Source organism: Microbacterium sp. A93 (assembly GCF_051842835.1).
In genome coordinates this window covers 1-13,121 of record NZ_JBPXMT010000020.1, presented here as the reverse complement: position 1 = coordinate 13,121, position 13,121 = coordinate 1, and the positions used below count along the sequence as shown (strand labels likewise).

Annotated in this window: 12 protein-coding genes and 1 tRNA gene; 12 read left to right on the top strand and 1 reads right to left on the bottom strand. The window is 64.8% G+C overall.

Annotated elements, in window-relative coordinates; translation table 11 throughout:
* Positions 1 to 3 precede the first annotated feature (3 nt).
* The 9 genes from ACSU1G_RS33750 to nusG all read left to right on the top strand — a co-directional run bounded on the left by ACSU1G_RS33750 (position 4) and on the right by nusG (position 9,755).
* Positions 4 to 1,365, top strand: a complete 1,362-nt coding sequence (locus ACSU1G_RS33750; protein ID WP_439285899.1) for an NAD-dependent succinate-semialdehyde dehydrogenase — start codon at positions 4 to 6, stop codon at positions 1,363 to 1,365.
* A 178-nt stretch (positions 1,366 to 1,543) separates the two neighbouring features.
* Positions 1,544 to 2,251 (top strand): FadR/GntR family transcriptional regulator, encoded by a 708-nt coding sequence (locus ACSU1G_RS33745; protein ID WP_439285897.1) that lies wholly within the window; start codon positions 1,544 to 1,546, stop codon positions 2,249 to 2,251.
* Between the two features lie 187 nt (positions 2,252 to 2,438).
* A complete protein-coding gene (locus ACSU1G_RS33740) occupies positions 2,439 to 3,842 on the top strand; it encodes a four-carbon acid sugar kinase family protein (protein WP_439285895.1) in 1,404 nt (467 codons plus the stop codon).
* A 61-nt stretch (positions 3,843 to 3,903) separates the two neighbouring features.
* Positions 3,904 to 4,794, top strand: coding sequence for an NAD(P)-dependent oxidoreductase (locus tag ACSU1G_RS33735; RefSeq protein WP_439285893.1), 891 nt, complete (start codon positions 3,904 to 3,906; stop codon positions 4,792 to 4,794).
* A 78-nt stretch (positions 4,795 to 4,872) separates the two neighbouring features.
* Positions 4,873 to 6,297: a GntP family transporter gene (locus ACSU1G_RS33730; RefSeq protein WP_439285891.1), complete on the top strand. Its 1,425-nt coding sequence runs from the start codon at positions 4,873 to 4,875 to the stop codon at positions 6,295 to 6,297.
* A gap of 133 nt (positions 6,298 to 6,430) precedes the next feature.
* Positions 6,431 to 8,155, top strand: coding sequence for a ubiquinone-dependent pyruvate dehydrogenase (poxB, locus tag ACSU1G_RS33725; protein WP_439285889.1), 1,725 nt, complete (start codon positions 6,431 to 6,433; stop codon positions 8,153 to 8,155).
* Positions 8,156 to 8,292: 137 nt separating this feature from the next.
* Positions 8,293 to 8,365 (top strand) — tRNA-Trp (locus ACSU1G_RS33720).
* A gap of 40 nt (positions 8,366 to 8,405) precedes the next feature.
* The gene (gene secE, locus ACSU1G_RS33715; protein WP_439285888.1) at positions 8,406 to 8,669 is read left to right on the top strand and encodes a preprotein translocase subunit SecE; all 264 of its coding nucleotides are present in this window, start codon (positions 8,406 to 8,408) and stop codon (positions 8,667 to 8,669) included.
* 45 nt (positions 8,670 to 8,714) lie between these two features.
* Positions 8,715 to 9,755 (top strand): transcription termination/antitermination protein NusG, encoded by a 1,041-nt coding sequence (nusG, locus tag ACSU1G_RS33710; RefSeq protein WP_439285886.1) that lies wholly within the window; start codon positions 8,715 to 8,717, stop codon positions 9,753 to 9,755.
* Positions 9,756 to 9,834: 79 nt separating this feature from the next.
* On the opposite strand, the gene ACSU1G_RS33705 is transcribed toward nusG, so the two are convergent.
* Positions 9,835 to 10,245, bottom strand: a complete 411-nt coding sequence (locus ACSU1G_RS33705; protein WP_439285884.1) for a VOC family protein — start codon at positions 10,243 to 10,245, stop codon at positions 9,835 to 9,837.
* 57 nt (positions 10,246 to 10,302) lie between these two features.
* Between ACSU1G_RS33705 and ACSU1G_RS33700 the strand changes: the two genes are divergently transcribed.
* The 3 genes from ACSU1G_RS33700 to rplA all read left to right on the top strand — a co-directional run bounded on the left by ACSU1G_RS33700 (position 10,303) and on the right by rplA (position 12,651).
* Positions 10,303 to 11,376 (top strand): helix-turn-helix transcriptional regulator, encoded by a 1,074-nt coding sequence (locus ACSU1G_RS33700; protein ID WP_439286040.1) that lies wholly within the window; start codon positions 10,303 to 10,305, stop codon positions 11,374 to 11,376.
* A gap of 145 nt (positions 11,377 to 11,521) precedes the next feature.
* Positions 11,522 to 11,953, top strand: a complete 432-nt coding sequence (rplK, locus tag ACSU1G_RS33695; RefSeq protein ID WP_439285883.1) for a 50S ribosomal protein L11 — start codon at positions 11,522 to 11,524, stop codon at positions 11,951 to 11,953.
* Positions 11,954 to 11,961: 8 nt separating this feature from the next.
* Positions 11,962 to 12,651, top strand: coding sequence for a 50S ribosomal protein L1 (gene rplA / locus ACSU1G_RS33690; RefSeq protein ID WP_439286038.1), 690 nt, complete (start codon positions 11,962 to 11,964; stop codon positions 12,649 to 12,651).
* The last annotated feature ends 470 nt before the right edge of the window (positions 12,652 to 13,121 follow it).

Here is a 13,121-nt window from a genome sequence, read left to right as displayed (position 1 = left end):
GCCATGACCGAATACGCCGTTGTGAACCCGGCGACGGGGGAGACCCTCGCCACGTATGACACCTTCTCGGATGCTCAGATTGAGGATGCTGTCGCGCGCGCGCATGCGGCAGCATCCGTCTGGGGTGCCAGGTCGCCCGCAGAGCGCGCCGTCGTGATTCGTCGGATCTCCGCGCTGCACCGCGAACGCAGCGCGGAGCTCTCCGCAATCATCGTGCGCGAGATGGGCAAGCCCATTGCCGCGGCCGAGGGCGAGGTCGACTTCGCCGCCGACATCATCGAGTACTACGCCGACAACATCGAGCAGATCACCGCCGATCAGCCGCTGCAGATCCTCGGCGACGGCACGGCGGTGATCCGCCGCTCGCCGCTGGGCGCGCTGCTGGGCATCATGCCGTGGAACTTCCCGGCCTACCAGGTGGCACGCTTCGCGGCGCCGAACCTCGCGCTCGGCAACACGATCATCCTCAAGCATGCGCCGCAGTGCCCGGAGTCGTCGGCCGCGCTCGAGGCGATCTATCGGGATGCCGGTCTCCCCGACGGTGCCTACATCAACGTCTACGCGAGCAACGAGCAGGCGGCGACGATCATCGCTGACCCGCGCGTGCGAGGAGTGTCGGTCACCGGATCCGAGCGCGCCGGCGCCGCCGTCGCCGAGGTCGCCGGACGCCACCTGAAGAAGGTCGCGCTCGAACTCGGCGGATCAGACCCGTTCATCCTGCTTTCCACAGACGATCTGGATGCCGTGGTGCAAGCCGCCGTGGATGCGCGGCTCGACAACAACGGACAGTCCTGCAACGGTGCCAAGCGCTTCATCATCATCGACGGGCTATATGACGCCTTCGTGGAAAAGTTCGTCGCCGCGCTCGCCGCAGTGCGCCCCTCGGACCCGATGGAGGAAGACACCGTGCTCGGTCCGCTGTCGTCGCTTGCCGCGGCCGAACGGTTGCAGTCGCAGATCGGTCGTGCGCTCGTGCAGGGGGCGACGTTGCTCACCGGCGGTACCCGCAGGGGTGCGTTTTTCGACCCGACCGTGCTCGCAGATGTCACGCCCGAGATGGACGTATATCGCGAGGAATTGTTCGGCCCGGCGGGCGTCGTATATCGCGCGGCAGATGAGGACGCGGCCGTCGCGATCGCGAACGACACGCCCTTCGGACTCGGCTCCTACGTCTTCACGACCGACGCCGCACAGGCCGAGCGCGTGGCAGACCGCATCGAGGCGGGCATGGTCTACGTCAACCTCGTACTCGCCGACAGCCCGGAGCTGCCCTTCGGCGGCGTGAAGCGCAGCGGTACCTCGCGCGAGCTGGGGATGCTGGCCGCCGACGAGTTCGTGAACAAGAAGCTCATCCGCACGGCGTGAGCTCCTGAAACCTGAAACCTGAAACCTGAAACCTGAAACCTGAAACCTGAAACCTGCACACCTGCAGGGCGATCGAACGGATGCAGGGCCAAAACGCGGCGTGTCGCCCTGCATCCGTGCATCCGCCCTGCAAGTGTGCGGCGCGCGAGAACCCCGCCCGCCGCGCTACCTTGGATGCATGAAGCCCGAACGCGTCTCCCGCACGCAGTCCGTCGTGGACGGCTTGCTCGATGCGATCATCGCCGGGCGCCTCGTGGCGGGTGAAACGCTGCCCGCCGAAGCAGACCTCGCCACCCTGCTCGGGGTCTCGCGGCTGACACTGCGTGAAGGCGTGCGGCTGCTGCAGGCGCAGGGTGTCATCGTGCCAGTGCCAGGCAGTCGGCACCGGGTAGCTCCGGTGGATGAATGGACAGGGCTCGAAGCCGTCGTCCGGTACTCGCGCAGCGGGGGAGCACGTCGGCGCTCCTCGCTCGACCTCATCGACATGCGCGTGATGTTCGAGACGGGCGCAGCAGAGCTCGCCGCGCCCAAGTGCACTCCCGCGCACCTCGCACAGTTGACGACCCACCTGGAGAAGATGCGCTCGGCGCACGCGCACGGCGATGTCCCCGGATTTGTTGACGCGGACCTCGCCTTTCACGACGTGATCTTCGCGGCCGCAGACAACCGCATCCTTGTGGCATCCGTTCGTCCGCTGACCGCGATGCTGGAGGACTCGCGCAGCGAGACCAGTTCGGTGCGCGATATCCGCGAGCACGCGATCGTCGAGCACGCCGCCGTGTTGGACGCCATGCGCACCGGTTCTGCGGATGCTGCGCGAGAGGCGATGGCCAGCCACATGCGCCAGACCAGGGCTGATCTGCTGCACTACGTACTCGGCGAGTAGAAGGCGAACAGCCGAAGTGTCAGGCGAACAGCCAGGCACGCCCGGTTGCCAGGGAGCAGATTTAGGCGTAACCTCGTTATCTGATATCGGATAGCCCCGCCGAATCCGGCCAAATCCGGCCAAATCTCGTCGAATCCCGCCGAATCCCGCCGAATCATCAGAATCATCTCTGAACGAAGGAGTTCCTGTGCACGTCGATGCGCTTCTCGCCTCGCTGCCGGCACCTGTCGAGATCGACGCCGCCGAGGTGCGCGCTTCTCTTGATCCGCGCGGAGTGCTCGTCGTCCTGGACGATGACCCCACCGGCACGCAGTCGGTCGCGAATCTCCCGGTGCTCACCCGCTGGGAACACGAGGACCTCGCCGGCGCATTCGCCACGAGCGCTCCCGCCGTCTACGTGCTCACCAACACTCGCTCCCTTGATGAGGAGACCGCCGCACAGCGCAACCGCGAGGTCGTCGCCGTCGCGCTGGCCGCGGCATCCGAGGCGGGGCGAAACGTGACCTTCGTTTCGCGGGGTGACTCGACGCTGCGCGGTCACTTCCCGCTCGAGACCGACGTCCTCTCGGCAGAGATCGTCGCCCACGGCGGCGCCGCCCCCGAGCTCACGCTGATCGTCCCCGCCTTCCCCGACGCCGGTCGCATCACGGTCGACTCCGTGCACTACTGGGTCGTCGGAGACGAAGCGACGCCGGTCGGGGAGACCCCGTTCGCAAAGGATGCGACCTTCGGTTTCGCATCGTCCAACCTGCGTGATTGGGTCGCGGAGAAGACCGGAGGGCGCATACCGGCAGGTCAGGTCGCCGCCCTCACGATCGACATCATCCGTGCCGGCGTCGACGCCGTGGCATCCTTTCTGCGAGACGTGCCGTCCGGCTCTGTCATCGCGGTCGATGTCGTGGAGGAATCCGACATGCGTGTCGTCGCGCTCGCGCTGCACCGGATGCAGGATCGCGCAGTGCTGCTGCGCGTGGGCCCGCCGTATGTGCGCGCCCACATCGGCCAGGACATCGCCGAGCCAGTGCGCGCTGAGGACATCCCGTTCGCCTACGACCGCGGCGGACTCGTCGTGGTCGGCAGCCACGTGCCGCTCACCACCCAGCAGCTCGATGAGCTGCGCCGGCAGCGTCCAGACACGGCGACGATCGAACTCGACGTGCGCAGCCTCATCGACGACCGTCGTGAGGCACATCTCGATGCACAGGCGGATGCCGTCGCGGCAGCCCTCGCGAACGGATCGGTCATCGTGCACACCACGCGCGAACTCGTGACCGGCGCCGATGGCGATGAGAGCCTCGAGATCGCCCGCAAGGTCTCCAGCGGCGTCGTCGAACTGGTCCGCCGCGTGCTGGCGATCGCGCCGCCGCGGTTCGTGATCGCCAAGGGCGGCATCACTTCGAGTGACGTCGCCAGTGAGGCGCTCGAGATTCGCCGTGCCACCGTGCTCGGCCCGATGCTCCCCGGCCTCGTCTCGCTCTGGCAGCCCCAGACCGGACCTGCCGTCGGCATCCCGTACATCGTCTTTGCCGGCAACGTCGGCGATCCTGACTCGTTGGCCCGCGTCGTCGCGACGCTCGCCGATGCCAAGTGAGAATCGCGAACTGAGAATCGCGAAGTGAGAATTGCGAACCGAAGAATTGAAAGGAACTGAAATGACCTCTACTGTCGCCGTTATCGGCCTCGGAGCCATGGGCCTGCCGATGGCAACCCGCCTCGCCGAGCGCTTTGAGGTGCGCGGTTTCGACATCGCAGCCGAGCGCATCACTCTCGCCGCTGAGAAGGGCGTGAAGCCGGCGTCATCTGCAGCCGAAGCCGTGGCAGACGCCCAGGCAGTGCTCGTCGCCGTGCGCAACGGGTCGCAGCTGAATGATCTGCTCTTCGGCGAGACAGCACTCGCTTCGCACCTTGCGGAGGGTGCAGTGGTCATCCTCACCAGCACCGTCGGCACCGACGGCATCGGCGAGATCGCCGATCGCCTCGCCGAGCATGGCGCCGAGCTGGTGGATGCTCCGCTTTCCGGCGGTCCCGTACGCGCTGGTGAAGGCGACCTGCTGATCGTGGTCGGCGCGACCCCGGCAGCCCTCGCGGTTGCACGCCCGGTGCTCGACCAGCTCGCCTCGACGCTGTCGATCGTTGGCGAGAAGCCGGGCGACGGCCAGGCGCTGAAGACTGTCAACCAGCTGCTGTGCGGTGTGCACATCGCCGCCGCAGCCGAGGCACTTGCCCTCGCAGATGCTCTCGGCCTTGACCGTGAGAAGACCCTCGAGGCGCTCACCGCGGGTGCGGCGAACTCGTTCATGCTCGGCAACCGTGGCCCGCGCTCCCTGCAGGCCTACGACGAAGAAGGTGCCGAGGTGCTCAGCCGCCTGGACATCTTCGTCAAGGACATGGGCATCGTCGGAAACGCGGCACGCGCCGCGCACCTGTCGACTCCTGTCGCAAACGCCGCCGAGCAGCTGTTCCTGCTCGGTGAGGCCCAGGGCCTCGGCGCATACGATGACTCCGCTGTGATCCGCGTGATCGCCCCCAACCGTCTTTCCTGAACCAACCCGACCCTGGCGCGACCGCGCCACAGACAAACTCGGCGCACTCACGCCGGATTAACTGAAAGAAGAGACCCAGTGACGCTCCCTCTTCCCGCGCTGATCGCGATCGGAATCGCAGGCCTTGCCCTGCTGCTCCTGCTGATCATCCGCTTCAAGATGCAGGCCTTCTACGCCCTGATCCTCGTCTCGATCGTGGTCGGCCTCGCAGCCGGTCTGCCGATGACGACGATCGCCGCGACGGAAAGCGACCCCGAACAGCTCGGCATCATCCAGGCGATCATCGCCGGTGTTGGCGGAACGCTCGGCTCTGTCGCCGTGCTCGTCGCTCTCGGTTCGATGCTCGGCAAGATCATCGAACTCTCCGGCGGCGCAGACTCGCTCGCCGGCAAGTTCACGAAGTGGCTGGGCCCGAAGCGGGTCGGTGTTGCGCTCGTCGCAGCCGCCGCCATCCTGGCGATCCCGGTGTTCTTCGATGCCGGATTCATCATCCTCGTGCCGATCATCTTCGCCTTCTCGAAGGTTGCGGGGCTCAACCCGATCAAGTTCGGCCTCCCCGTGGCCGGCATCATGCTCGCCGTGCACGTGGCTGTGCCGCCGCACCCCGGCATCGTCGGAGGCGCGACGATCCTCGGCGCCGACGTCGGCTGGGTCACGATCTTCTCGCTGCTGATCTCGATCCCGCTCGCCGTGCTGGCGTTCTGGGCTGGCAAGTTCCTCAACCGTCGCGAGTTCGCGATGATCGAGGCGACGAAAGAGATGTTCGACAACTTCGGTACCGAGAAGACCTCCGTCAACGCCGGTCTCCGCGACGGTGAGAAGGCGCCGAGTGCCTACACCGTGCTCGCGCTCATTCTGCTGCCGCTCGTGCTGATCATGCTCGGTACTGCCGTCGCCCCGGCGTTCGAGTCGGGCACCTTCTGGAACAGCTTCCTGTCGATGATCGGTCAGCCGATCTTCGCGCTCATGGTTGCCATCGCCGCCGCGATGTTCTTCCTCGGTGTTCGTCGTGGCTGGTCCACGGCAAAGCTCGGCGAGGTCATGGAGTCGGCGCTGCCCGCAGCTGCCGTCATCATCCTCATCACGGGTGCCGGTGGTGCCTTCGGCAAGATCCTCACCGAGACCGGGATCGGCGGCGCTGTTGCGCAGCTGCTCGCCGGTAGTGGCATGCCGCTGTTGCTCGCCGCGTTCCTCATCTCGCTCATCATGCGCGCAGCTCAGGGCTCGGCGACTGTGGCCATCACGACCACCGCGGGCCTGCTGCTGCCGTCGGTTGCGGTGCTCGGCCTTGACACGATCCACGTCGCGCTCGTCGCGATCGCCATCGGTTACGGCGCGCTGGGTCTCAGCCACGTGAACGACTCCGGCTTCTGGGTGGTCACCCGGTACCTCGGACTGTCGGTCAAGGATGGTCTACGTACCTGGACGCCGCTGACGACCGTGCTCGGCATCGCCGGGTTTGTGATCACCTGGATCCTGTACGCAGCGATCCCGATGAGCTGACACCACCCCGACCCGAGAGGCCCCGGCATCCGCCCCAGACGGATGTCGGGGTCTCTCGCTCTTTTTCAGGGTCGAGTCCGCGGGTTGTCGCTGAGACGACCCGTGCCGATGTGGTCGAGGGTAGCCTCGAGGCATGGTCACCGTTGCCGAGAACATCGTCCATACTCTTCGCGCCAACAACATCGATCGGGTCTACGGTCTCCCCGGTGATTCCCTGAACGGGTTCACCGACGCTCTCCGTAAGGACGGCACCATCCGATGGCTGCATGTGCGGCACGAGGAATCAGCCGCGTTCGCGGCGGCAGCGGATGCGGCGATCACCGGCGACCTCGCCGTCGTCGCCGGCTCCTGCGGCCCCGGAAACCTGCACCTGATCAACGGCCTGTTCGACGCCAATCGCTCCCGCGTTCCTGTGCTGGCGATCGCCGCGCACATCCCGACGCAGGAGATCGGCACCGGCTACTTCCAAGAGACCCACCCGCAGGAGCTGTTCCGCGAGTGCAGCGTGTACGTCGAGTTCGTGTCCGACCCCATTCAGATGCCGCGCATCCTGGAGATCGCGATGCGCGCAGCCATCGAGCAGCGCGGCGTCGCCGTGATCGTGATCCCCGGCGAAGTCGCCCTCGCCGAGGTGCCGGTCGATCGCGCATCGGTGATCCGGCGCACTCAACCCGTGGTCGTGCCCAGTGGCGCGGAACTGGACGAAGCCGCGCAGTTGCTGAATGCGGCGAAGAAGATCACGATCCTTGCCGGTGCGGGCGTCGAAGGCGCGCATGACGAAGTGCTCGCTCTGGCAGACCGGCTCGGCGCGCCGATCGTGCATTCTCTCCGCGGCAAGGAATTCATCGAGCACGACAACCCCTTTGACGTCGGGATGACCGGACTTTTGGGCTTCGCCTCCGGCTATCGGGCGATGGAGGCCGCGGACACCGTGCTGCTGCTGGGCACCGACTTCCCCTATGCGCAGTTCTACCCCGATCACGCCACCACCATCCAGGTTGATATCCGCGGATCGCAGCTCGGCAGGCGGCATCCGCTCGATCTCGGCCTCGTTGGAGACGTGAAGGCGACCGCAGAGGCCCTGCTCCCGCGTCTCGCGGAGAAGAGCGATCGCGCACATCTCGATGACGCAGTGGCGCACTACCGGAAGACGCGCACCAAGCTCGATGAGCTGGCTGTGCCTTCCAGGGGGAAGAACCCGATCCATCCGCAGTATCTCGCGCGCCTGCTCGACGAAGCAGCGAGCGATGACGCGATCTTCACTGCGGATGTCGGCTCGCCGACGGTATGGGCCGCGCGCTATCTCACCATGAATGGTCGGCGCCGACTGATCGGCTCCTTCGTACACGGATCGATGGCGAACGCGCTCATGCACGGGATCGGCGCGCAGACGGCGCAGCCGGACCGTCAGGTGGTCGCATTGGCCGGGGATGGCGGCCTGTCGATGATGCTGGGCGAGCTCATCACACTGACGCAGAACAAGCTGCCGGTGAAGACGATCGTGGTGAATAACTCCTCGCTCAACTTCGTCGAGCTCGAGATGAAGGCGGCCGGGTTCGTCACCTACGCGACAGACCTCGATAACCCCAACTTCGCGGCGGTGGCCGAGGCGCTCGGCATCTTCGCCAGGAGAGTGGAGCGCAGTGAGGATCTGCCGGATGCCGTGCGCGAGGTGCTCGCCCACGATGGCCCGGCGATACTCGACGTCGTCACCGAACGGCAGGAGCTCTCGATGCCGCCAGCGATCACGGCCGAGCAGGTCAAGGGCTTCGCCCTGTTCGCCATTCGCACGGTGATGTCCGGCCGTGGCGATGAGCTTGTCGATCTTGCCAAAGCCAACTGGCGCCAGCTGTTCTGACCCGCGGCGCCCCGTGTGAAGCCTGCTTTGTTCGCCGGGGCGCGCGGCATGCCCTACACTGGAGGAGCAGTTATCTGCATTCTTTTCCTGTGCCTTTGGGCGCGGGGCTGATGCAGATCCAGGGGCCCCAGGTCTCTAGGGCGGTAGCTCAATTGGCAGAGCAGCGGTCTCCAAAACCGCAGGTTGCAGGTTCGATTCCTGTCCGCCCTGCGCGTCAGCGCAAAGCTGACACACGAAAGGTACATTCAGGATGGATCAGGACGACCCGCGCGGCGATATCGTCGCGTCAGGCGGTGCCGCAGGCGTGAAGAGGCTTGGCTTCTTCGGCCGGCTCGCGCTGTTCTTCCGTCAGGTCATGGGCGAGCTGCGCAAGGTCGTCACACCCACACGCAAGGAACTGTTCAAGTTCACCCTGGTCGTGTTGGTGTTCGTGGCTATCATGATGGCCATGGTCTACGGCCTTGACGCCGCCTTCTCGTGGCTGACAGCTCAGGTCTTCGGAGTGCCGCAGTAAGCGTCTCTCCCGCGGGTTACACCGCAATGAATGGAAAGAAATAACGTGTCTGAACGATATTCCGACGACGCCGACATGGCGACCGCCGCGGAGCAGTCCAGCGAGGACGACGAAGCTCAGGAAGGCAACATGCTTGCCGCCGAGGAGCAGTCGTCTGCGCCGGCCGAGCAGGTCGCGCTGCACATCGAAGGCGACGCGGATGACGCGGACGAAGAAGGCACGGAAGACATCGACATCGACGACCCGGAGGCTGACGCGATCGTGAACGACGCTCTCAACCTGGACGAGGCTGCAGAAACTGAAGCTGCCGCTGAGGTCCTCAACGACGCAGTGGCAGAAGAAACTGCTGACCTCGAGGCTGCAGCCGCACATGAAGTGGCTCCCTACGACGGCCCAGACGTGAACGGCGATGAGGATGCCGCGACCGACGAGGACGCCGACGACGAGGACGAAGAAGAAGAAGAAGACCCGTATGAGGCCTTCCGTATGGATCTGCGGATGCTCCCGGGCAAGTGGTACGTCATCCACTCCTACGCTGGTTTCGAGCGCAAGGTGAAGGCCAACATCGAGCAGCGCAAGTCGACGCTCGAGGTCGAGGACGACATCTACCAGATCGAGGTCCCGATGGAGGACGTCGTCGAGATCAAGAACGGTCAGCGCAAGATGGTCACGCGCGTCCGGATCCCCGGCTACGTGCTTGTGCGCATGGAACTCACCGAGGACACCTGGTCCGTCGTTCGTCACACTCCTGGCGTCACCGGCTTCGTGGGCAACGCCCACAACCCGACGCCGCTGCGCTTCGAAGAGGCCTTCAACATGCTGAAGGCTCTCGTCGAGGTCAAGGACATCCCGACCGCGAAGAACGTGCAGTCCAAGGGTGGCATGGCTATTGCACGCTCGCTCCCGGCTGAGGTCGACTTCGAGGTCGGCGAGACCATCACGATCAAGGAAGGCTCGTTCGCTGGCCTTCCCGGTTCGATCAGCGAGATCAAGCCGGAGAGCGGCAAGCTCACCGTGCTCGTCTCCCTCTTCGAGCGCGAGACCCCGGTTGAACTGTCGTTCGAACAGGTCACAAAGATGCTCTGAGACCGATTACGGTCTCCACGCATAGTCGTCACAGACGCCCCGCTCGGCTCCAGCCGGCGGGGCGTCTTTGTCGTTGGTCTCAGCGCTTGCTCTGGCCTGCGTGCTTGCTCGCCCAATGCGGGCTCTGGATCAGCCCGATCAGGTTCCCGAACGGGTCGCTCACGGATGCTGACCACCAGCCTTCACCCCGCTGGGTCACCGGGTCGAAGGTGCTGGCGCCGAGCGCGAGCAGGCGGGCGAAGGACGTTTCGACGTCGTCGACGTGCAGATTGACCAATGCACCTCCCGGTTGTGCGAGCGCGGGGCGGAACCGGGCATCCATGAGTGCCAGCTCGTCCTCGTCATCCCCGAAGCGCCACTCTGCATATTGGGCGGGCCCGCCTTCCGGTCGGGTGAAGTACGGCGGCGTTCCCATGACCGTTGAGTACCAGTCGATGGCTGCTGGCATGTCGTCGGCGACGAGATTGAGATTCGCGATTCCGCGGAACATGTGGATCCTCTCCTGTTGGATGGCTTCCTCTATGCTTCTGCGTGAAGTGATCACCTACTGATCACTTTAGAAAAGAGTTCGGAAATCCGCGCAGATCGACTCATTCAGGCTCTGCTGCTGCTCCAGGGTCGACCTCGGATCACGGCCGCGGAGCTCGCCGCTGCGCTCGAGGTCTCGGTTCCCACCGCGCGACGAGACCTTGAGGCACTGTCGGCGTCGGGTGTTCCGGTGTATCCATCTCGGGGAAAGGGTGGCGGCTGGAGCCTGGTCGGAGGATCGCGCACAGACCTCACCGGACTCAACGCATCTGAAGTGACGGCGCTGTTGGCAAGTCTCACCCAGAGCAGTGGATCCTCGCCCGCACGTGAGGCTGCCATGCGCAAGGTGCTGCGCGCGATGCCGCAACCGTTCCGGGAGAGCGCGCAGCGGATCGTGTCGGCCACGATGCGGGGTGCCGCGTGGGGGATCGCCGACCTAGCAGAAATTCCGGATGCTGTTGAGGCGCTGCAACGAGCGATCGCAGAAGACCGCCGCATCACCGTCACGTACGCCGGACGTCTCGGCGACAGCACCTCCGAACTCGTGCCGTTGATCATCGGGAGCAGAGGGGAGCGGTGGTACTTGATCGCCGCGCCGACTCTCGATGGCCAGGACACCGCAGACCCCGTGCGGGTGCGTACCTATCGCGTCGATCGTATTCTCGCCGTGGAGGTGCTTCGCGCTCGAGGAGTGGCGCCGGACGAGTTCGACCGGACACGGGTGTGGGCCCAGATGGTGGCTCGGGTGGAGGACAAGCGCGGGGCCGCGCGCGCCGTTGTGCGGGTGGCAACCTCTTCGGCCGCCGCGATGCAGGACAAGTTTGGCACTCTGTGCCGCGTGGTTGATAGCGATGTTGTGATTGATGGCGAGATCAGCGTTGACCGCGCCCCGGGGGATGGAACGGTCAGACTCGAAGTGCGCGCGCAGAACATCGGCGCTCTCGCGGAGCAGCTGGCCGGATGGTCGAATGTCGCCGAGGTGATCGAACCGCCCGAGGTCCGCAGCGCACTGCGCGAGCTGGGAGCAGTGATCACCGCCACCTACGCGGACGACAGCGGTGAAAGAGAGCAGCAGTCGGATGAGGTAGACTGACGTGGTTTGTGCGCGCTTTTGCGTGCGCAGAACACACCACAGTCCGGAATCGCCGGATTCGTGGGAGAACACTGCTGGTCCCTGATGCACTCGACATGCTCAGTGTGTCAAAGGTCCAGCATCCGTTCGATGAAAGGAAGAGGAAATGGCACCTAAGAAGAAGGTGACCGGCCTGATCAAGCTTCAGATCAACGCCGGCGCAGCCAACCCAGCACCGCCGATCGGCCCCGCGCTCGGTCAGCACGGCGTGAACATCATGGAATTCTGCAAGGCGTACAACGCCGCGACCGAGTCGCAGCGCGGCAACGTCGTCCCCGTCGAGATCACTGTCTACGAGGACCGCAGCTTCACGTTCATCCTGAAGACCCCGCCGGCAGCAGAGCTCATCAAGAAGGCGGCAGGCGTCGCCAAGGGCTCGGCTACACCGCACACGGTCAAGGTCGCAAAGATCACCAAGGACCAGGTCCGCCAGATCGCTGAGACCAAGCAGGCTGACCTGAACGCGAACGACATCGAGGCTGCCTCGAAGATCATCGCCGGAACAGCCCGCTCCATGGGCATCACGGTCGAGGGCTAAGGGGAATAATCATGGCAAAGTCCAAGGCTTACAAGGCTGCTGTCGACAAGATCGAGGCAGACCGTTTCTACACTCCGACCGAGGCTGTTGCTCTCGCGAAGGAGACCGGCTCGGCGAAGTTCAACTCGACCGTTGAGGTCGCGCTGAAGCTCGCTGTTGACCCGCGCAAGGCGGACCAGATGGTGCGTGGCACCGTCATCCTCCCGCACGGCACCGGCAAGACCGCTCGCGTCATCGTGTTCGCCACGGGCCCCGCGGCTGAGGCAGCAATTGCCGCAGGTGCAGATGAGGTCGGCGGCGCCGAGCTCATCGAGAAGGTCGCCGCAGGTTGGACCGACTTCGACTCCGCTGTCTCGACCCCTGAGCTCATGGGCCAGGTTGGTCGTCTCGGTAAGGTTCTTGGCCCCCGTGGTCTTATGCCGAACCCGAAGACCGGCACTGTGACTCCGAACACGGCTAAGGCCGTCGAGGAGATCAAGGGCGGCAAGATCGAGTTCCGCGTCGACAAGCACTCCAACGTGCACTTCGTCGTCGGCAAGGCCTCCTTCACCGCTGAGCAGCTTGATGAGAACATCAGCACAGCGCTTGAGGAGATCGTTCGCCTCAAGCCGTCGAGTGCAAAGGGTCGCTACATCCAGAAGGGTGCAGTGTCGACCACGTTCGGCCCCGGCATCCCGCTGGACGTCAACGCCATCTGAGCATGACTCGAGAAGGGCCCCTGCTGTTGCGGCAGGGGCCCTTCTGCGTACCCAGGGGGCGGCGCAGACCGTGCGACACGCCAGGGATACCGGCCCGATTTGCCCCTCTCCCGGATCCCGCGTAAGTTATTACTTGTTCGCCCCACAGGGAAGCGGAAAGGCCGAAAAGCCTTACCCCCCTCAAGCGGAGAAACACCTCGAATCTCTCACTTGAGAGACCTGGTCGCTTGCGACTAGGCTGAGGATCCCACCTCGTGGATGCAGTTATCGGCTGCACATCGGATCTTAGATCCGAAAGCGCCGATTTGACAGCCTCTGCGGGAGGGATATACTAGAGAAGTTGTCCTGAAGCTTTCTAAGCTTCGAACAATTACTCGAATTTGGGTCTGACGGCGTGTCGGTTTGACATGCTGAATGGCTCAGATAAGATAGAGAAGTTGCCCTGCGGGCCTGGTTGTGATGACTGGGTC